At 35.1% G+C, this 20,146-nt stretch carries 16 protein-coding genes and 3 pseudogenes; 5 read left to right on the top strand and 14 right to left on the bottom strand.

Annotated features, from left to right (window positions below; genetic code table 11):
* Window positions 1-194: 194 nt before the first annotated feature.
* The 3 genes and pseudogenes from F6K06_RS20460 to F6K06_RS20450 all read right to left on the bottom strand — a co-directional run bounded on the left by F6K06_RS20460 (window position 195) and on the right by F6K06_RS20450 (window position 2,515).
* Window positions 195-1,082: a metal ABC transporter permease gene (locus tag F6K06_RS20460; RefSeq protein ID WP_124146497.1), complete on the bottom strand. Its 888-nt coding sequence runs from the start codon at window positions 1,080-1,082 to the stop codon at window positions 195-197.
* Between the two features lie 690 nt (window positions 1,083-1,772).
* Window positions 1,773-2,108 (bottom strand): annotated as a pseudogene (locus F6K06_RS20455) (XisI protein).
* Window positions 2,096-2,515, bottom strand: a pseudogene (locus tag F6K06_RS20450) (element excision factor XisH family protein). The pseudogenes F6K06_RS20455 and F6K06_RS20450 overlap by 13 nt, the downstream one beginning before the upstream one ends.
* 216 nt (window positions 2,516-2,731) lie before the next feature.
* Here F6K06_RS20450 and F6K06_RS34125 point away from each other — a divergent pair.
* Window positions 2,732-3,709 (top strand): DUF262 domain-containing protein, encoded by a 978-nt coding sequence (locus tag F6K06_RS34125; protein ID WP_124155549.1) that lies wholly within the window; start codon window positions 2,732-2,734, stop codon window positions 3,707-3,709.
* 173 nt (window positions 3,710-3,882) lie between these two features.
* On the top strand, window positions 3,883-4,317 hold the full coding sequence (locus F6K06_RS34120; RefSeq protein ID WP_124155550.1) for a hypothetical protein: 435 nt from the start codon (window positions 3,883-3,885) through the stop codon (window positions 4,315-4,317).
* A gap of 102 nt (window positions 4,318-4,419) precedes the next feature.
* Here the strand turns inward: F6K06_RS34120 and F6K06_RS20435 are convergent, their stop codons facing one another.
* The 8 genes and pseudogenes from F6K06_RS20435 to F6K06_RS20400 all read right to left on the bottom strand — a co-directional run bounded on the left by F6K06_RS20435 (window position 4,420) and on the right by F6K06_RS20400 (window position 10,036).
* Window positions 4,420-4,608 carry a type II toxin-antitoxin system Phd/YefM family antitoxin gene (locus F6K06_RS20435; protein WP_124155551.1) on the bottom strand — a complete coding sequence of 63 codons (189 nt, stop codon included), beginning with the start codon at window positions 4,606-4,608 and terminating at the stop codon, window positions 4,420-4,422.
* A 322-nt stretch (window positions 4,609-4,930) separates the two neighbouring features.
* On the bottom strand, window positions 4,931-5,407 hold the full coding sequence (locus F6K06_RS20430; protein ID WP_124155552.1) for an AAC(3)-I family aminoglycoside N-acetyltransferase: 477 nt from the start codon (window positions 5,405-5,407) through the stop codon (window positions 4,931-4,933).
* A 32-nt stretch (window positions 5,408-5,439) separates the two neighbouring features.
* Window positions 5,440-5,553, bottom strand: a pseudogene (locus F6K06_RS20425) (manganese ABC transporter ATP-binding protein); the annotation flags it as partial.
* Between the two features lie 137 nt (window positions 5,554-5,690).
* Entirely contained in the window at window positions 5,691-6,341 is a 651-nt protein-coding gene (locus F6K06_RS20420) for an SH3 domain-containing protein (RefSeq protein WP_287244033.1), read from the bottom strand.
* 385 nt (window positions 6,342-6,726) lie between these two features.
* Window positions 6,727-7,944: a M20 family metallopeptidase gene (locus tag F6K06_RS20415; protein ID WP_287244031.1), complete on the bottom strand. Its 1,218-nt coding sequence runs from the start codon at window positions 7,942-7,944 to the stop codon at window positions 6,727-6,729.
* Window positions 7,945-8,093: 149 nt separating this feature from the next.
* Window positions 8,094-8,789, bottom strand: a complete 696-nt coding sequence (gene bioD, locus F6K06_RS20410) for a dethiobiotin synthase (RefSeq protein ID WP_287244029.1) — start codon at window positions 8,787-8,789, stop codon at window positions 8,094-8,096.
* A gap of 780 nt (window positions 8,790-9,569) precedes the next feature.
* Window positions 9,570-9,797 (bottom strand): hypothetical protein, encoded by a 228-nt coding sequence (locus F6K06_RS20405; protein ID WP_124147712.1) that lies wholly within the window; start codon window positions 9,795-9,797, stop codon window positions 9,570-9,572.
* A 23-nt stretch (window positions 9,798-9,820) separates the two neighbouring features.
* On the bottom strand, window positions 9,821-10,036 hold the full coding sequence (locus tag F6K06_RS20400) for a hypothetical protein (protein WP_124147711.1): 216 nt from the start codon (window positions 10,034-10,036) through the stop codon (window positions 9,821-9,823).
* 588 nt (window positions 10,037-10,624) lie between these two features.
* Here F6K06_RS20400 and F6K06_RS34115 point away from each other — a divergent pair.
* Window positions 10,625-10,747 (top strand): hypothetical protein, encoded by a 123-nt coding sequence (locus F6K06_RS34115; RefSeq protein ID WP_124147717.1) that lies wholly within the window; start codon window positions 10,625-10,627, stop codon window positions 10,745-10,747.
* Window positions 10,748-11,910: 1,163 nt separating this feature from the next.
* Here F6K06_RS34115 and F6K06_RS20395 read toward each other — a convergent pair.
* Both F6K06_RS20395 and F6K06_RS20390 read right to left on the bottom strand, forming a co-directional pair.
* Entirely contained in the window at window positions 11,911-13,035 is a 1,125-nt protein-coding gene (locus F6K06_RS20395; RefSeq protein ID WP_287244024.1) for a mechanosensitive ion channel family protein, read from the bottom strand.
* Window positions 13,036-14,043: 1,008 nt separating this feature from the next.
* The gene (locus F6K06_RS20390; protein ID WP_124145451.1) at window positions 14,044-14,268 is read right to left on the bottom strand and encodes a hypothetical protein; all 225 of its coding nucleotides are present in this window, start codon (window positions 14,266-14,268) and stop codon (window positions 14,044-14,046) included.
* Between the two features lie 106 nt (window positions 14,269-14,374).
* On the opposite strand from F6K06_RS20390, the gene F6K06_RS20385 reads away from it, so the two are divergent.
* Window positions 14,375-16,615 carry a Cache 3/Cache 2 fusion domain-containing protein gene (locus F6K06_RS20385; RefSeq protein WP_287244021.1) on the top strand — a complete coding sequence of 747 codons (2,241 nt, stop codon included), beginning with the start codon at window positions 14,375-14,377 and terminating at the stop codon, window positions 16,613-16,615.
* A 468-nt stretch (window positions 16,616-17,083) separates the two neighbouring features.
* Here the strand turns inward: F6K06_RS20385 and F6K06_RS20380 are convergent, their stop codons facing one another.
* Entirely contained in the window at window positions 17,084-18,181 is a 1,098-nt protein-coding gene (locus tag F6K06_RS20380) for a PstS family phosphate ABC transporter substrate-binding protein (protein ID WP_287244019.1), read from the bottom strand.
* A 448-nt stretch (window positions 18,182-18,629) separates the two neighbouring features.
* Here F6K06_RS20380 and F6K06_RS20375 point away from each other — a divergent pair, with 448 nt between their 5' ends.
* On the top strand, window positions 18,630-19,406 hold the full coding sequence (locus F6K06_RS20375) for a hypothetical protein (RefSeq protein ID WP_124155272.1): 777 nt from the start codon (window positions 18,630-18,632) through the stop codon (window positions 19,404-19,406).
* The last annotated feature ends 740 nt before the right edge of the window (window positions 19,407-20,146 follow it).

Raw genomic sequence — 20,146 nt, 5'->3', positions numbered from 1 at the left:
AAATACTTAAGATGTTTTTAGTAGTCAGTAGTTATAGCAGGGAACAGGCAAAAGCGGTGCGACCCCGTGTCGCCGACAGACGCACCTAGTAGCGGACTTAGAGAGGCAATAGTGGGAAAAGTATTTCTGTATCTAAGGTTCATCATTAATCTATGTCCTAACCAACTCGTTCCTTGCTATAGGAGAAATCAAATTTACTTAATTAAATTTTTCAACTCCCGCCAAATAGAGGGTTGATTAGAAATTGATGTTGGATAAGTTAAAATTCCTTGAGTAGGACTGAACAAAAAAGCTAATATAAATAACCCAAATGATACTAATACAATTGCTGGACCTGATGGTAAATTATAGAAGTAGCTAATATACATTCCACTAATACTAGATAAAACCCCTATTCCTACCCCCCAAATCATTACTTGATACAATCTTTTAACTAATAGATAAGCTGTGGCTGCTGGTGTAATTAATAAAGACAAAACTAACACTACTCCCACTACTTTAAGACTGGCTACAATTGTCAAACCAATTAACATCATTAGCCCCAGATTTAATAAATTTACAGGTAAACCTACTGCTTGAGCGCCGAGGGGGTCAAATGTGTAAAATAATAGTTCTTTATACAACAATACTACTACTAATAAAACAATCGCAGCGATAATTAATGTATCTCTCACATCTCCAATAGTTACGCCGAGAATATTACCAAATAAAAAATGATTTAGGTCAATTTTATTGTCTTTCTGAATAATTGTAATTAATGTGATTCCTAATGCAAAGAAGGCAGAAAAAACTATCCCCATTGCTGCATCTTCTTTGATTGGCGATCGCGTCCTAATTAAATTAATTAAAATAGTACTAATTACTCCGGCAATAAATGCTCCAATAAAAATATTTGCCCCTACTAAAAAAGCAACAGCTAATCCCGGCAATACTGAGTGACTAATGGCATCTCCCAATAGAGCTAATCTTTGTACCATTAAATAACTACCTACTACCGCACAGATAATCCCAACTATTATGGCAACTAAGAGCGATCGCTGCATAAAACTATATTGTAGTGGCTCTAGTAATGTTTCTAACATTAGTATTTATTTTTCCTTTTTTGTCTGTTTGATTATTGTGATTTTATAGCCAATAATTAAGTTTTAAGTTCAAAATCTTGGAGATAATTATAGTATATTTCGGGCAAATAATGAAAATTATTTAGTGGGGGGATCTTGCCTGCGTAGATGTACCTCATAACAACGGGAAACGCTATAATTCAACAATTATTAATTATTAATTAATAATTAATAATTAATAATTACCTCTCCTTGAAAAGAAGAGGATTGACTAATTATGAAAATTTTTATTTATTATCCCCTATCCAAGGGGAGGCTTTAAACCAAAATTTTTCGGTAAAAATTTATATCAATTCACATTTTTCAAGTAAAAATAAACTACTAAAATTTACATAAATTTTTAATTACAGTAGATTTTACCTTGGTGAGATATAGTTACGACTTGGTGAGGTAGAACCATCGCGAGCAAGATGCTCGCACTCGGAATATTTAATAGACATCTCCAGAAAAGAGGGAGTAATGAGTAATGAGTAATGAGCAATGAGTAATGAGTAGGAAGTAGGGAGTAGGGAGTAGGGAGTAGGGAGTAGGGAGTAGGGAGTAGGGGGAAAGAATTGAGGGTTTATACTTGATAATTGACTTGATTTTTGATTTTTGGAGATGTCTAATTATTAATATCTGTACTTCTTATGTTTGGAATTTACTCTAATTTTAAGAAATTGCAAAACCTGTATATTGACGCACTTCCTCTGGATGAAAACCTAAAACTATCATATCTTTGGTTATTCCTGCTTCTAAAAGTGCTTCAGCAACAGGTTGAGAACAACCATCATATTGAATCCAAATTTTATCATTAATAATATCAATATGAACTACGGAACTACAAACTCGACGTATATCATCCCAACCCATACGAATTACTTGATAATGGTCTCGTTATGTGTCAATTACAATTTCGACATCTATTTGACCATTAGCAGGTTTATGGGTGCCATATTCGTAGATTATTTTCTTAATAATTTCACGATAGTTATCTAAGTTATCCATTTAACTATTCTCCCAATTTTTTCATCACAAATTATTAGACGCAGTTGTATTTTATTAATAATTAATTGACCTAATTTATCTTGGAAGATATTTTCATAAGCTTGTTGATTAACGGCAAGATAAAGTAAACATTCTGGTTATAGTTCCGATAATACAGTCCGATAAATTTCATATTGCCCCACTGCTATTTGTAAATCCTTTATGGGAGAAATACTAATAAAAATTTTGATTTATACAGCAATTTTTTTACCTTGTTTTTCAGCAGTGATCGCTGTTTTTTATGCACCCAAATCAACATAAAAATGTTTACCTCCATAACCTAAATATAGAGGGTCCTGGGTAATTGTCCAACCATCTGTTTTTAATGCTTCAACAACCGTATTATGATAAATATCTCTAGCTGGCATTAGTTATTTAAGAATTTAATAGTTCAAAGTATGTAAAACACAATTAACACTGATTATACTCACCAACTGGGTTGATTGAGTGTTTGTAGTTAATATTTTCCTTGATATAGGATAAATTTGATTGAGATTGAATCATCTTCCATAGTACAATATTCTCAAAGTGACATAATAAATATTAGATAGTAATATAAGAATCAATCCTACAAATAAAATAACATGAAAAGAACAATCAACTTTCAAACTATTTCCTGGTTTTGGGATTTATATCAAAGAGAACTTCTTGATTTAGATCCATCATACCAAAGACGTAGTGTTTGGAATCAAGATTATAAGGATTACTTTATTGATACAGTATTACATGAATATCCAGCACCTGCAATTTTTATATATCAAGAAATCAGTCCTGAAGGAGTTTCAAAAGTTAGCATAGTTGATGGAAAACAGAGATTATCTACCCTGTTTCAATTTGTTAATAATGAATTTCCTGTCTCTGAAAAAATGTCTATTCAACGCTTTCGCGGTAAATACTTTCAAGATTTAGAGACTAAAGATAAACAAGATTTTTGGAAGTATCAATTTGCTATTGAATATTTACCATCATCCGATGAAGACGTTATTAGTAATATATTCGATCGGATTAATCGTAATGTGATTAAATTAACTCCTCAAGAACTTCGTCATGCAAGACTTAGTGGTGATTTTATTACTCTTGCAGAGGAATTATCTAATTGGATGTTTAATTACTTAGAAGAAAAAATTAAAAACTTTCCCAACCTTCATTCTACTCCCAGAAAACAAATGAAAGATGTTGAAATGGTAGCACAACTACTGTTATTTTTAGAAGAGGGTGCAAAATCTTATAGTGCTGATTATCTTGATAGAGCTTTTACTAATCGAGATAGTGAATGGGAAGAAAAGGATGAAATAGAAGACGAATTTCGCAAAACTATTAAATCTATAGGCAAAATATTAGATTTATCATTAGATTTAAAAAATGGTCAGATTTGGATGACTTGTTTGCTTGTACAATTATTATCCCCACTCTATCTCATGAACAAGAGGTCAGAGAATTTTGTCAAAGTACATTTGAAATTATCAATACAGTTAAAAGAGGACAGAATAAAAAATCTCCAGATACATTTAAGTTTGATTCAACTCGAATTTATGCTCAACTTAAGACCAATAATGACATAATTCAAGAGAATCAATTAAGTATTTATAAAATTAAATTTGAAATACAAATCAAAAGTGCTTTTGAACACGCCTGGTCTGTTTCAACTCACGATCTTGTCTATAAAAATTCGGAAATTGATTGGAGAAAATTACGTTTAGCTGCACAAATTAAAGCAACGGTTGAACAATTAGATATGTTAATACTTGCTTTTGAACAAACTTCCGATTTTATTGAAGATAATAATTGCCTGGAAATCAAAAATAAACAATATTTAGCAAAAGAAATCAATAAATTATTTCAAGATAAAAAAATACCTGATGAGCTTAAACCAAAAGATATGAGTCGTTTTTGCGATAACTTATATCGTCTGTTAATCAATGTAGTTGAAGAAAAACAAATTAAAGAAAAAGTTAAAGCAGTAATCCAGAAAATTCAATCAACAAAAACAAATCAAATTCCGCGCAGTATTTCATTATTTCAATATTTTATTAGTATTTTGATATCAGAGAAAATAATTGATTATTCTATAAATAGATATTATTGGCATATCACCCAAGAAGTTGTAAGTCTTTATCCAGCACTAAAGACTATTGACTCTACTTTTGAGTATGAAGAAAATGATTTTTAATACTTGCTTGCAACTTATTTTTCAACACGGTTGATTTCGGTTCAGCAATTTATTAGCTTGCGTTGCTGAACCATAAAAAGATATGGGTATCTAATAAAATTCTCATTTCCCCTCAAATGCATTAAGTATATCTTCTGGCAAAGGAGCATCGAAATCATCCGGAACAGTAAACTCACCTGCGCATAAACCAAATGGTCGTAACTGCTTGCTATTGGCAATAGTTCTAATTTCAGCGCTCGCTTGCTCATATCTAATAATTACAACAGTTTTTCCCTCTTCGACTAAACGCAAATATTTCAGTAGATCGCTTTGAATTTCATCACATAGTTACATTTAGCATGATAAAAAACCTCAGAATTTCTACAAAAACGATCGCTCAATAATCTTTTTCAAGATAGCAGGCAACAGGCAACAGGCAACAGGCAACAGTGGGAAAAACATTGCCTAGTCTAAAATTCATCATCAACATAAGTCAAACACCAACTCGTTCCTTACTATATCTTGAGTTGGGGCTGAATTTCAGCTGTGTCAGTCCAGTAGGGTGCATTAATGAAATGTAACGCACCATCTAGATTTTAATTTTCGGTGTGTTACGCTTTTTGAAGCTAAAAAATTACTCATCATGTTTGACTACAATATCAAAGTGTAGGACATCTTCCCGCACACCCCCAACTTTTCTATATAACTCTATTGCTGGATCGTCACCATAGTCAGCTTGAACAAAGATAACATAAGCTCCCCGATCGACAGCTATATTCTTGAGTGTGTCAATGAGCGCCATTGCTATACCTTGGCGACGGTGTTCAGTCGATACCGCCAAATCATATATATAAATCTCGCTGCGTTCTTGCTCAAATTTGTGAAGTTCATATGCTGCCAGACCACCCACCACCTCTCCATGTTTTAATGCAACCAACACGATAAAATAATCTCTGCTGAGTAGCTTACGAAGATAATCAGTTTCAGGTTTGACTTTGCAATAAGTTTCCACTTCATCAAACGCATCACCAAAAACATTGAGCAAGTCTTGCATTAGCTTTATATCTTTCTCAGATAGATGTTGAATGGTGATATTTTCTGTTGAGTTCATATTAATATATATCCCAAAACAAGATGGATACAAATAATATTTTCAGTCTTCTGGTCAACTCCAACAAACGGTTCATCAAAACAAAAAATATCGGCTTCCTTAATCAATGACCGTACCAAAAATGCTCGTTGTTGTTGACCGTCAGACCTTCTTATAAATTGGACATCTCCAAAAATTAAAAATAAAATCAATTATTATCTAGAAATTATCAATTACTCCTCCCTGTTCCCTGTTCCCTGTTCCCTGTTCCCTCTTTTCTGGAGATGTCTATTACTTAGCTAACTTAATTACATTGAATATAAGGTCTCCATACCCACCCCATTTGTTGAGGAGTTTGTACTGATTGAACATAAACCCACTTTGACTGAGACTCTTGTCCTGCTGGTGGTTCAGTAACTCTCAGTGGAGTATTTTTAGCAAAATTGAAAGGCATATTATAACCTTTGGCATTGGGAAAATCTCGCACTGGAATATTCGGATATTCGGGGGAACCTATTGCCCGACAAATTGTTCCTACTGGTACTCCACCTGTTCTATCTCCTGTATCGGGTAGTTGTGAACCAGAGCGTGTATTGCAATTTTGCAGATAGGGAGTATATACCCAACCTTGAGAATTATTCGGTCCAGTTACTTGTGTCCATTGTCCATCATTAGACCTATTTATGACTGTTACAGAAGTACCGTTATTAAAAAAGGCAATATTTCTACCTCCATTTGGCTGGTCTCGGAAATCGACACCTGCACGACTATCTGCTGGTGAAGACTGAAGCTGACAAACTTGTTGTTGAGCAAGTAATATTTCATTGTTCTGGTTAACCCATGGAGTCCACTGGTCTGCCATGGCAATAGTTGGTATTTGACTTCCTAATAAAGATAGAGAAGTAATTGTTAATATTCTTAGGTAATTTAGCTTTTGCTTGATGTTATTTTTCATAAATATTCTGAATTATTTGTAATCACAAGTTTAGCTACTGACTATATAAGTCTATATTTCTGATGTTTTGATTATTCTTAATACTTTATTTAGATCAAAACATCTTTTTTTAAAAGTAGCGTTATCTTTCTAATTTTTTATATTTTAATATCAATCAAAATTTTAACAAGGGAGATTTACTAAATTAACAAAAATCCCTATTTGCGTAAATAAACCCATAAACTAAAGCACAGGAAATTAAGGAATTTAAGCCGGATTTAGAATCTAGGAAAAGTCTAAATACTTGTAGCAAACATTTTGGTATTACAGTAAACATAATATCAAAAAACCGGACTTTCTAAGACAAATCCGGTTAAAAATCAAAACGTTATTCGAGGAAAATAAGTTAACCCTGACTACAAAACTTCTCCACACAACGCATAAACATTTCTACTCCCATTCCTAGAGCAGTTTCATCAAAATCAAATCTAGGATGATGGTGCGGATAAGCTAAATTTTTATCGGCATTTGCTGAACCTAAAAAGAAATAACAACCAGGTACTTCTTGTAGAAAAAATGACATATCCTCACCCCCCATAGTTTGACATTCTGGTACAACACCCGCAGGAGTTTCTATTAATAATTCAGCTACACTTTTAACCAAATCTGCCATTTTTTGATCGTTAATTAACGGGGGATAAAGAGGAGTATAATTAAATTCATAACTCGCCCCGTGACTTTCACAAACTCCGGCAATAACTTGCTCAATTCGTTTAGCAAAATAATCTTGATAAGCCAAATTAAAATAGCGCACTGTACCAGCCATTCGGGCAGTATCAGCAATAACATTAAATGCCCGACCTGCTTTTAACTCCCCAACCGTCACAACCGCTGAATCTATAGGATTAATATTCCGAGCTACTATTGTTTGCAAAGCATTAATAATTTGAGCTGCAACTACCACAGAGTCTACAGTTTGATGAGGCATAGCTCCATGTCCACCTTTGCCCAAAATTGTGCAATTAAATCTTTCAGTAGCTGCCATTAAAGCACCACTGCGGACTCCTACTGTGCCGAGGGGTAGATTATTCCACAAGTGCAAACCAATGATGGCATCGACATCAGGATTTTTCAACACCCCCGCTTCAATCATTGGTTTAGCGCCTCCAGGTCCTTCTTCGGCAGGTTGGAAAATGATTTTTATGATCCCATTAAAATCTTGGCGATGGGTAGCGAGATAGTAGGCAGTACCTAGAGCGATCGCTGTATGTCCGTCATGGCCACAGGCGTGCATCACACCATTATGTATCGATCTATATGGCACATCGTTTAATTCTTGAATTGGCAGAGCATCTAAATCTGCCCTGATAGCTAATACAGGTCCTGGTTTACCACTGTCAATAGTTGCAAGGATACCTGTTTTAGCAACTCCTTTTTGATGTTCGATGCCCCACTCTTGCAATTTTTGGCAAATAAATTCCCCTGTTAAATATTCTTTGAAACCTAGCTCTGGTCTTTTATGGAGATGTCGCCGCCATTCAACTAACAAAGGTTGTAGTTCTCTAATTTCTGGACGCAGTTGAGATTGAGTAACGGAATTTGAGGTCGGAATAGTTGAAACCATATTTTTTATACTGAGTTATTAAATTTTGATTGTGGTTGGTCATTTCAGTTATCAGTTATCAGTTATCAGTTATCAGTACCGACCGCTAAAGCGTGAGGCTACGAAAATACTGAAGTTGATCTTTTTTTATCCCCTTGAAAGGGGAGGCTTTAGACCTTCTTTTTCGGTAAGGGCCAAAATTTCTCTAAATCTAAATTAGAGGCTGCTGTTGCTAATTTGTCTAGGTTGTTAATTTCTGGTAAATGTGGTATAATTCCACAGACTTGTACTTGAGTTAAGGATTGAATTAGCTCAACAGGAGTCCAGTCAGCAATTTCTTGCTCCGAGCAAGGTTTAACGCAGTTGAGGATAATGCCTCGGAGGTTAACCTTCATTTGACGAGCTAGAGCAACATTCGCTACAGTTTGAGCGATCGCGCCTAACTTTACTGGTACAACCAAAATAGTAGGTAAATGCCAATCTCTAGCTATATCTGCCACCGTAAGTTCGTGAGTTACAGGAGAACCTAGTCCCCCTAAACCCTCAACTAACACAAAATCTTTTTGTTGTCGTAATCTTGCGAAAGTTGACCATACCAAGTCTAATTGTACCAGACGACCTTCCCGTTCTGCAGCTACAGGAGGAGCAACTGGTGTTTCATACCATAAAGGGTTAATTTCGTCAAGAGATTGGTCTAGAGAAAATAATTTAGTGTAAAGTTCGCGATCGCCAATGCCAGTTTGAATAGGTTTAAATAAACCTAAATTCCTATCTTGATGGTAAGTTTGCCAATAAGCAGCAAGAGCGAGGGTTAATATCGTTTTACCAGCGTCGGTATCGGTTGCAGTAATCAAAAGTTCTTTCAAAGCATTTACCCTGGAATATCATTTCTGGATCTCTCCATTGTAATATCTTCAGGACTTCCGTACCAAGTTCTACCTGTAGTGGACTGACACACCTAATTTTGTGCGGGGTGTGTCACGTCAGTAGAGTGCATTGCAACTCACCCTTGGTATTACACCACCGCCAGTATAGAACCCATTTGGGATATATTTAAAAATGATGATTTAAAAATTATGAATCAGGAGTTATATCATGTCCGGTTGAACAGTTATAAATAAACTACTTAGGAGTCAGGAGTAAGCAATTCTGCAATTCAGGAGGGAAGAAAGAAGAAAAGAAGGAGAAAGTTTTTTGATCGCTAATTATCCGGACATGATATTATATCAAATCCGGTAGCATCGGTATAAAATCTTTTGAAGTAGGAGTCAGGAGTCAGGAGTCAGGAGGGAAAAAATTTATGAAGATTTGGTAATGGTGAAGATAAAGAATGTTTTTATACCGAATTAAACGGATTTGATATTACGCATAACCACCACATACAGAACGGCCGTTTACTGACGCATAGCTGAAGCTTTATATGTTGCGGAGCAAAACGCCCCTACAGATGGTGTATAACTTTGTATTTTGCGTAAGTTCTGTGAATCTAATTACACTAATGCTACCGAATTTGATATTAGGGGGTGTGGAGCGAGTTTTTTTCTACCTCCACAGAAATTATCAATTCTTTCCCCTCCTGGGAGGGGGAGGGGCGAGGGGTGGGTTCCCTACCCCCTACTCCCTACTCCCTTTTTTGGTGGAGATGTCTATTTAGGGTTTGCTGAATAAATATGAAAGTCTTTACAGATAAAGCTTTTGGCATTTTTAAGTCTGGAGGGGGTGCGCTTATTTGAGTTGAAAAGCCTCAAAAAGTTAGTATTAACAGCAAGATTTGGACAGAGAAATTGAGGAATAATTCTAACTCCTGCCTTCTCGCTCATTCCCCATTCCTCCTGTCTCCTGTCTCCTGTCTCCTGACTCCTACCCTTGCTCATAAGACTTTTTCAGCAAACCCTATTTATGGATCGGCACGATTTTCTAGATCCTTTACAGCATCTTCTGTACGTTCATTAGTATTCTTGGGCTTCAACCAATCAGGCCATAGTCCAACTATAAATTTTCGACTTTGCAAGCTGGCATTTTGGACAGGTTGAGGCACAAATTCAAAACTGTCACCAGCAGTTACAAAAACTATACTCACGATGACAAATAACCATATTAGATTTTTATTCATAAGCTGATATGAATTGGATTTATTTGTTTAACTTTAGTCTTCCCGCTACTCACAAAAATACTTCTAATACCAATTTCATAAAATATTGCTACATTCATGGAAGAGTGAGCAGTAGGGAGATTGCATACAACGTCCGTAAGTCTTAGACAAAGGGAAGTATAGAACCCCTAAGCGTATCTTCATAAATATTAAGTTTTTTGAGCTAGGAGACAGGAGACAGGAGACAGGAGACAGGAGATAAGAGGTAAGAGGTAAGAGGTAAGAGGGTAGATGTGGGGAGAAATAATATAAAAAATTCAACACTCCTTGCTGATGATTGTTCCTCACTCATTGATGCGCGAAAAGACTGGACTACCATAATTATATAGACCTCAAATGGGTTCTATATGAAAAAAGATCGAAAAAAATTAAATATTTACAATATCTGCGAACGATAAAATTGTAGATTTAAGACAAAAAATTATAGATTAATACATAACTACCTTTGCGTCAATTTGGTATAAAATTGATTTACTAAATAATGATTGGCAGATATATTGGATTAACCAGATTCTCCATTTTTAACAGATGAATTGAATTTACTAAAAAATCGTCATTATTACAGATTTACCTATTCTCAGAATTTGCTTGGGTTCTCAATTAATGACACGGGCACTAGGAGCATCAGTTTATGCAGTTCAACTAAAGAAATTGGTTAGTCAATTTACTTAGCATCTTTACAGATAGAGGAGCTACCCTATCAGTACTAGGGAAGCTTTTAAGATGCAGAATTTTCTTTTTTATCCCCTAGAAAGGGAAAACTTGAGACCTTTTTTTTGGTCAAAATTGGAATTTACTGAGGCAGGAATAAACTAATCTTGAGGTTATTTATCGGCAGAAAATACATCTGTTTTACATTGGCGTAGCAATATATTTGATTGACCGGTTAATGCAACTCTACTTGCCTAGACTTCTCAGCATCAAAACCAAGGTTTTACTTGGCAAAAAAATAGTTTAGCTTGGCAATTTCACCCATAAGTAACTATTAGACATCTCCTCCAAATGAGGCAGTAGGCAGCTTTGCTGTAGGCAGTAGGGAACCCACCCCTCGCCCCTCCCCCTCCCAGGAGGGGAAAGAATTGATAATTTATGTGTGAGAATTGATTTTATTTTGGATTTTTACCAGATGTCTATTATGGAATTAGTAAGGATGGTTTATTGGTCATGGTTTGGAAATATCTGTAACTCCAGATGTCACTGTTGCTAAATTAAGACAGGATACAGCCACAAAGCTGTGAAAAGTAGGAAGTTTCTACAAATCAACTTTAGCAAAGTTGGCGATCAGAGATAGAAAGCATTAATATTCGCCATTAAACTATTAAATAGAAAGAAAAAAGTTAGGTAAGCAGGAACAAAAAGATGTTATATCATGTTCCCCCTCTGGGGGAGCTACGAATTGCGGACGGGTCAGTTATAAATAAAATTTAAGGACTGACAATACCGACAGTACCAAACAAATACTGAAATTATCAATACCCCCAATACCAATATTTCCTCTTTTTCTCCTTTCTTCCCTCCTGATTCCTGACTCCTGAGGACTGACTCCTCACAACAGTTATTTATCAGTATTCAGCGGAAATAACTGACCAGTTACAAAATCGCGCGAACAATTACAAATCAAAAATGATTGACTGTCAGATGTGCGTCTTACATTCTGGAGGGGCTGTGTGCGGAAGTAATTCCGCACAGTAGGCGCCCCGTAGGAGACCTCGCCAATTAGCACTCGCTTTTAAATGCATGACTTTTAATTTCCGCGTAGCGATACTAGAAGGTAAACCTCAACAATAACTACTTGTTTACCATTACCAAAATATTAACTTATGGATATTTAGCACTCAATTCTTGCTTGCCATTTTCATATTTTTTGCATAAGTTTCTGTGTCAGTTATAATATAAACATTCTGAGCAGCAATACCCTCTTTTTCCATTAACCTCATTACTTTCAAGTGAAATTCACGGGCAGCACGGGAGTAACCAGCAGGAGGATGATATGAAACATATTTTATTATGCGAGCATTACCTTCAACGCCATTGAACATTATATAATGTTCAAGAATACCTTCCATACTTTTAAATATTTCATCAAGACCAGCCATAATCGTCTCTGCTTGATCTGCTGTAATGCCATCAATTTTTAAAGTTCCTGTTATCCCCCACTCTTCAACATCAGCTCTGTTTTGAGACCAGTTATCTACAATACCACCTACCATTCGAGAATTGGGCATTTTAATGATCGAACCCCATTCCCATGCGTACAACTTTGTTGTTCTTAAACCGATTTCTGAAACCTGGAAAAAACCAGTTAACCCTGTAACTGCTATCCAATCTCCAGGTCGATACAACCGATCAGTATAGATAATTATAGCACAACACCAATCATAGATAATGTCTTTGAACAACAGACCTAAAGCAACACCAGCACCACCAAGTAAACCAATCAGAGCTCCCGCAGATGCTCCCAAAAATACTTCTGCTCCTTTAATACATACCACAACAATTGCTGCAATCCGAAATAGTCTAGGGAAATAGGGAACCAGCAAATCATCGAGGTCTGTCTCAGTTTGAATAGTTAGATATTTTAGTAGTTGACCTAACAAAGGAGCTGAACGATAAATCACATTTGCTACCAGAGCAATAGCAGCTAAACCAATAATATCAGTTATAAGTTTGTTTAACTCAGCACTGATATACTCTATTAAAATTATATGCACTGCCCAAAATCCAGCAAGTAAAACTAACCAGCTTAAGGGTTCTTTAATGATAAAAATTAATTGATCGTCTAAGTCAGATTTAGTGTTAGAAGCCAGACCTTCAATACTTTTAATAATTACTCCAGCAATAAATCCCTGGAGTATTAGTGTTAATAGCAAAACCCCGAGTGCAAATAATAGTTTATATGCCGATAGGCCAAAAATAGAGATTTCTCCAAGACTATTCCAAATTTGTTCTAATAAGTCCATTTTTTTTACTCAACTTAGAGATTTATTATAAGAATAATGTACTTTCCTAGTCTACAGAAACTGAAGTCTAGAGTCTAGTACAATGCAAAATTTAGATTGTTCTTACAGTAGCAAAAAAACAGTCGATCAAGTATTGTTAAATAATATTTTAATATTGGCATTGCATCATCATGGAATTATCAGAGCAGGGATTGGAGAGAGGGCAAATTAAATTTAAAATAACCAGGCATTATCCTGCAAATTATAGAATACCTTAATTTTTTCTGAAAATCTCTTTTGGCTGATGCAAATCAAACTTTACCTTGTCAGACTTTTAAAAAAATCAAAAATAACTTGACTTTTTTAATTAGTTGTCTAGTTCATATATACAGAGCCTACAAAGCTATGCTATATATAGTGTTAGGACTTACGCACCTGCAAGGTATTTTCGTCCGAAGCGACCCACAGGGTTTGCGGAGCAGTCCGGAACGGAAAGCCATCTCAAATCCTAGTTTTTCGTACCTCATGCGTAAGTACTGAATGTATTATTTGAGTAATAATCGGAGAACGAATAAGTAAGTTGGTACAATAAAATCGATGTATATTTAGTTGTGTAAAAAGTTTGAAATAAGGTATTGATAAACTGTCGCCTAATTTTGACGTTTTGATTTTTTAATACTTACCTACTTAGTAGAGTTGTGTAACTCAAGAGAAAGAAAAGATATTAAGATTAAACTATTTTTCTCAAAAGTGCTGTAAGAGTTAGGAACATTTCAGATTGATCTTCCTATATTTGTCGCTCAAATATCAGATGAACTAGAGTTGATATTTTGAGACAAAATTTATAGCAATGAGCGCTGGTATATTTACAAATTGCAGGAGAGGCAAAATAGCTAAAAGTCTTATATTATTCCAACGGAGATGCTGCGCAAACGGCAATTTATTCCCCCTTCCGGAGCTGTTGCCTGTTGCCTGCGCACAGCGCTATAGATAGCACAATTCTCGGCGTTGGTGATTTGAGGTATGATATCATATCCGGATAAAAGCGCGATAGAACTCTGTTCCGCGCTCCGCGACCAAAAAACTTTTTCCTTCTACTCCTCTTTCTTCTTCTTTATTCCCTCCTGACTCCTGACTCGGTCCTTCCCCTCCCAGGAGGGGAGGGGTTAGGGGTGGGTTGACTCCTAAGTAATTAAGATGAATATGATACACTAATTCACCAACGCCCAATTCTCCTTCGGGTAATCTTGACACTCATATATTTTGATCTAGGCAGCTTAAAAAAATGTTAATACTCTCCATTTTTTTGCCAAAAATCAAGATATTATTATGTAATAAAATCTACAGAAAAAACAAAATTATGAAGATTGATAAAAAGATTCAAAATGATTTCATAAAAGACGAGAAAAAAATTCAAAAAAAAGCTAAAATAATCAAACAAAAAATCTACAAATTTTTACATAAAACATTAACTATTAATAATGCTAGTAAGCCACAAATAATCGCATTTTACACTTCACTAACCCTTGGTGGAATTAGTTTAACATTAGCTATATTAGGGTCTTTATTGTACACTCTAGAACAAAAAGAGAGATTTGATAATGCTAAACATCAAGCTCAAAGGGAAACAGCTAGAGTTGCTCTGGAGATTGACCGACGACTGTATTTTGCCCAAAAATCAGCTATTTCTGTAGCCAACGACCTCACTTCTGGTAAATTAAATGATGGGGAATTATTGGAGCGACTTAAATCAGAAATTGAGACAAATACAGAACTTTTAGATATTGGGGTTGCTTATCAACCCTTTGCTTATCAACCGGATGTAAAGTTATATGCACCATATTATATCAGGAGAGACGACAAAGTAGAACTATCTGAAACTAAAATTAACTATACTAAACCCAAATATGCTTGGTATACTAATACCCTGAACAAAGGACCAAATTGGGGAGAGCCATATTTGTGGAGTGACACTTCTCTAGTCAGCGATCCAGTAGTCGGATTTTATACTCCTTTTTATAACCCAAATACTCCAGATAAATCCCCACGAGGTATCGTATATAGCGAATATTCATTAGGGCAAATTCGACAGGTGATGGAGTCTCTAAACTTGGGTAGAACAGGTTATGGATTTATCCTTTCTCAAACTGGAACTTACCTTTACCATCCTAATGAAGAACTTTTTAAAGCTCAAGAAAATGTCTTCGATCTTACATACGAACAGAAGGATGAGAAACTCAGAGAATTAATTGTTAGAGCGCTTAAAGGTACACCAGTAGAAGCAAATTTAACTGATGACGTAACAGGTCAAAATTCTTGGTTATTTCTGCGGACAACCAATCGAAATGGATGGGTAGTAGGAATAATCTTTATTCAAGATGAAATTTTACCAGATTCTGCTGTCACAAGACGTAAACTAATCGCTCTTAGTATCGCCTACCTTTGGTTTGCTGTTTTTCTCTCAATTCTACTATTTAAAGCTTACCTGGGAGGAGTAAAACGAATTGCATTAGTATCATTTATTATTACGACATTCTTTGTAGCAAATATTGCTTTTGTTTGGAGCTTAGTGTTGAGAGCGAGAACTTATACCGCAACTCGAAATATTTTACTTAGTGATACTGGTGTAACACAATTATTAGCTCCTCAAATAGAGTTAAGCAAAGAATTAAATCAAGAACCACCCCTAATTGTTCCTACAGGAGTTTTTATTCAATCATTTGATTTTACCAGTGCAAAAGATGCTTTTGTCACAGGTTATATATGGCAAGAATACCAAGATGGTGTACATGATGATTTATCTCGTGGCATTATACTTGCTAATGCTATTGAAGATAGTGATTATGAGTTAAGAGAAGATTATCGACACAAAAAAGATGGTTTAGAAGTTATCGGTTGGTATTTTGCTTATACTCTCCGGATGGATTTTAATTTTGATTATTATCCTTTTGATGATAAAGATTTGAAAATCCGGATTTTGCATCAAGATTTCAATAATGGAAACTTAAATCGTCGAGTAATTCTTGCTCCTAACTTAAGTAGTTACAATGTAATTAACCCTCGAACCACACCAGGGATAGATCAAGAAATGGTACTCGGAGAATGGTATCTCAGGGATAGTTTTTTCGAGTATGCATTTAAGACATACAATACTAATTTTGGTCTGATAGATTCTGTACCAAAAACTAATTTTCCTGAACTTCAATATACTTTTATTTTGCAAAGGTCTTTCTTAGGTCTGTTTATTTCTAAACTAGGACCAATGATTGTAGTTTTGACTTTGTTATTTGCAGTACTACTGGTTTGTGACAAAGAACAAACTATGGAAGTTTTGGGAGCTTCTGCGGGTTTTGTATTTATTGTTATCTTAGACCAGGTAACAGTCAGACAACAAATTATTACTAAAGGAATTGTTTATTTGGAGTTCTTTTACTTTGTTGTTTATTTATACATTTTCTTAGTGACTTTGAACTTTATTCTCTGGAGTTTGAAGCCAAATCTTCCGATTTTTAAGTATAAAAATAACTTTATCTTTAAGGCACTTTATTGGCCGAGTATGATGAAGATTTTACTGCTAATCACTATTTTGGTATTTATTTAAAGAAGGAATTTACGATAACTAATTAGGGTTTGCTGAATAAGTTTTTTGGTATGAGGTAGGAGTCAGGAGTCAGGAGTCAGGAGTCAGGAGTCAGGAGGAATGGGGAATTTAGAGGAGTTAGTCGGATATTTTATTCCTTGATTTTTCTGCAATTATTCTGCCTTTTATCCTAACTTTTTGGTCGCTCAAGCTGAAAAAGTTGCAGTTTTTTTCGATCTTTAAAGGCTAAAACCTTTATCTGTAAATGCTTTTAGATTTAATCAGCAATCCCTGGAACACCTCTAAATTAGACTTGTCGCTTCATAACTTAAAACAATCCCAAAAACCCTGTTATGTAAGGATTGTAGCTATTGGATAGCAAAAATGCTTGGAATTATTTCTCTGTCTAGGTTAGAGTGATTTTTCCCTTTATTTAGCGACAACTCTATTCTTTTTCATACCTATGTCTATTGTGTCAGCTCAATTAGATTAACTACCACTGATTTTATTCCTTTCTTTTTCAGAGAAAAGTTTATCGATCAACTTAACACCAACAGCAGATTCTCCATCAAAAACAGAACCAGTAGTCAGTTTTTCAACACGCTCTCGTATTTTCCCTTGTAACAATCCGGGTAAAGGTACATATCCCACTTCTGAAATTACCGCTTTATTCGCAACATCTATTTGGTAATCAATAAAAGCTTTGACAGGGGGTATTGTTTCTAGGGAATTCTTATTCACATATAGAAATAATGGACGAGATAGGAGGCTATAAGTACCGTTAGCGATAGTTTCACTGCTTGCCTCCACACATTGATCCTTACCATTATCAATAGCAATTAGTTTCACAAAATCTTGATTTTTTTCGTAGTAGGTAAAGCCTATGAAACCCAAACTACCCCAGTCAGATTCGATACCCTGAATAATCAGATCATCATCTTCACTGGCCTGATAGTCTTTGCGACTTCTACCTTCTTCCCCAGTAACAGCATCAGTAAAGTAATCATAACTACCAGAGTCAGCATCGGGGGCAAAAAGACTTAGAGGTTCTTCCGGAAATTCATCACGAATTTGCTTCCAGTTTGTTATTTTATTCTTATCATCATTATTAGGTTGCCAAATTTTTGTTAACTCTTCTAGGGTCAGGCAGTCTGCCCAATCATTGTTGCGATTAACGATTATAGAAAGACCATCGAAAGCAATGGGAATTTCAACAAATTCTATTTCGTTTGCCCGACAGAGGTCAATCTCAGACTTTTTAATGGGACGGGAAGCATTTGCTATATCTGTGTCCCCAATACAAAACTTTTTTAGTCCGTTTCCAGAACCAGATATTCCTACAATTACTTGATTTTCCGGATTATCATTCATAAATTTTTGAGCCATTGTGTCAGATAGGGGAAAAATTGTACTTGAGCCATCAACTAGAACATATTCTCTTTCCTCAGTATCTTCTTCCTTTACTTGTGGAGATATTTCGGTAGTGGAAGTTATTGTTTCATTATTGCCGCAAGCACTTACAATCAGAAGTAGAGCTATTGCAAAAAAACGGAGAGATTGGTTTTTCAATTGTATTACTAAATTCATAAATTTTAGAGTAAGATTTTACTGATAACCTTGATAATTTTACCACTTACCAATATTCAATCTTGAGATAAACTCTCTATTCAGCTAATATTTTTAGTTTGATTTTGTGGGAAAATTATTATCTTTTTCTTTATGGGTTTAATACCCCACCCTCTACAGGGTGTCTACAATTGGTTGGGGATAGTCAATGACCTGCCACTTCATGTCTACAAACCCCATCCACTTTTTTCTTCTTCCTTCTTCAAAATAATTATCCAATTACTAAGGCTGACAAAACTATACTGTGTAAACTTGTTTAAATCTACTTAATCTACCTCTAAAAATTTATACTCTAGTCCGAAATAATATTTATACCTTAACCATTTGAATAACTGTCACATTTCAAATATTTTTCTGTGCAAAGCTAAACCATCATCAAGAGGTATCCATCATTGGAGGAAGTAGAAGAATGAAAACTTCTGTAAATTTTGCTAGCTTTACTGTTGGACTAGCTTTAATATTACTTTTGACATTTGGTATTTTACAATGGCTACATATTTCGGTTGGTAGTTTTTTAGATTGGGTAATTGGGGGTGCTTGTTTTTGGTGGTTATTGTTAATTGTTACTGTTCCCTGGAATATACATTTTGAAGCTAAAGAGGTATTAGCTGAAGCTGCTGAGTCAAAGCAAAAAGGTATAACAGTTGATGCTCAACAAGTTGATTATGTTGCTAAGTTAGCGCGTTTTTCTTTGTGGATAGCTTTGGCTTTACATTTTCTTTCTACAGTTGGGCTTTATACTTTAGCTATTACTGGTATTAGTGTATTTGGTTATGTGAGTTCTGGCGCAGCTTTATTGTTAACTGTTTTACGTCCTGCTATACGTTTATATCAATATTTAGTGGTACGATTATCGATGATTCGTCGAGAATTATTGCATCCTCGTGCAGATATTATTGAACTTAGAAATCGCTTTGTAAATATCGAAAAAACTGTTGAATATCTAGGAACACAACTAAGTATTGAAAATCCAGAATCTTTTAGATCGAAACAACAGCAACACTCCGAAATAACAAGAAAAGAATTCAGTCGTTTAGCAGTGACAATAGAAGATTTAAGAAATACAAACCAAGCAGAACATCATCAGTTAGCTAGAGATTTTGAAAAAGCAATATCGAGACTTTCAACAGACGGGAAATTTCTTAATCATGTGCAGGAAATAATTCGGTTTATCAAAGAAGCTTAATGAGATATTTATTTTCAATCTTTTCCGAACCCGATATTCAATAATTAACAATTAACAATTAATAATTACCTCTCCTGAAAACGAATAGGATTGGCAAACAGGATTTTTTTGATTTATTTCTTCTTCAAAGAAGAGGCTTTATATAGCAAGGAAAGAGTTGGTTAGGACAGAGATTGATGATGAACCTGAGACAGAAATTACCACTGTTCCCTGTTCCCTGTTCCCTGTTCCCTGCTATAGTAGTCGAAGGAAAGGGCGCGGACATATCAAAAGCTTACAACTCAGACAACACAATATTTTTCCTTCTTTCCTAGATAACTAAAGCCTTCTTCCTTCTGCTTTAAACCTTAATTATTCAGTAAATTATGGAGTTTTTTATCATCTTCTCAAACTATTAAACTTTATCAATAAAGCCAAATAATCGTAACACTTCTATCTGAGAAACAGGGATTAAGCAAAAAAAAATCTTAATCTATTACAGGAAAAAGGTTTACCACAAAAAAACTAAGTCTAGCTAACTTAATATATACCTAAATCTGTCCTGATTAAGACCAACTGATTTTGACTTTAATCTATATTTAACTTGTCATTAGACTTCAGATAAGCTGAAGCTATGAACTACCCCGCCGTGTAGACGGACGGGGTTTCTAAGTCCCCGTCAACAAAGTCCGCACTTTGAGATTTTGAGCGCTTCATTTGCCCCAGTTGCCTCATCGAGCCTGTATGTTTACGGGTCGAAT

Origin of the sequence: Okeania sp. SIO1H4, from assembly GCF_010672695.1 — a bacterium.
Lineage (GTDB): Bacteria > Cyanobacteriota > Cyanobacteriia > Cyanobacteriales > Microcoleaceae > Okeania > Okeania hirsuta.
Note: the sequence above shows the minus strand (reverse complement) of the source record. Positions and strands in the feature narration are given on the sequence as shown.

Bases quoted from the DNA above. Each gene is read 5' to 3' on its own strand.
- F6K06_RS20460 (WP_124146497.1), bottom strand. From the start codon at position 1,082: ATGTTAGAAACATTACTAGAGCCACTACAATATAGTTTTATGCAGCGA.
- F6K06_RS34125 (WP_124155549.1), top strand. From the start codon at position 2,732: ATGAAAAGAACAATCAACTTTCAAACTATTTCCTGGTTTTGGGATTTA.
- F6K06_RS34120 (WP_124155550.1), top strand. From the start codon at position 3,883: ATGTTAATACTTGCTTTTGAACAAACTTCCGATTTTATTGAAGATAAT.
- F6K06_RS20430 (WP_124155552.1), bottom strand. From the start codon at position 5,407: ATGAACTCAACAGAAAATATCACCATTCAACATCTATCTGAGAAAGAT.
- F6K06_RS20420 (WP_287244033.1), bottom strand. From the start codon at position 6,341: ATGAAAAATAACATCAAGCAAAAGCTAAATTACCTAAGAATATTAACA.
- F6K06_RS20415 (WP_287244031.1), bottom strand. From the start codon at position 7,944: ATGGTTTCAACTATTCCGACCTCAAATTCCGTTACTCAATCTCAACTG.
- F6K06_RS20405 (WP_124147712.1), bottom strand. From the start codon at position 9,797: ATGAGCAAGGGTAGGAGTCAGGAGACAGGAGACAGGAGACAGGAGGAA.
- F6K06_RS20400 (WP_124147711.1), bottom strand. From the start codon at position 10,036: ATGAATAAAAATCTAATATGGTTATTTGTCATCGTGAGTATAGTTTTT.
- F6K06_RS20395 (WP_287244024.1), bottom strand. From the start codon at position 13,035: ATGGACTTATTAGAACAAATTTGGAATAGTCTTGGAGAAATCTCTATT.
- F6K06_RS20385 (WP_287244021.1), top strand. From the start codon at position 14,375: ATGAAGATTGATAAAAAGATTCAAAATGATTTCATAAAAGACGAGAAA.
- F6K06_RS20380 (WP_287244019.1), bottom strand. From the start codon at position 18,181: ATGAATTTAGTAATACAATTGAAAAACCAATCTCTCCGTTTTTTTGCA.
- F6K06_RS20375 (WP_124155272.1), top strand. From the start codon at position 18,630: ATGAAAACTTCTGTAAATTTTGCTAGCTTTACTGTTGGACTAGCTTTA.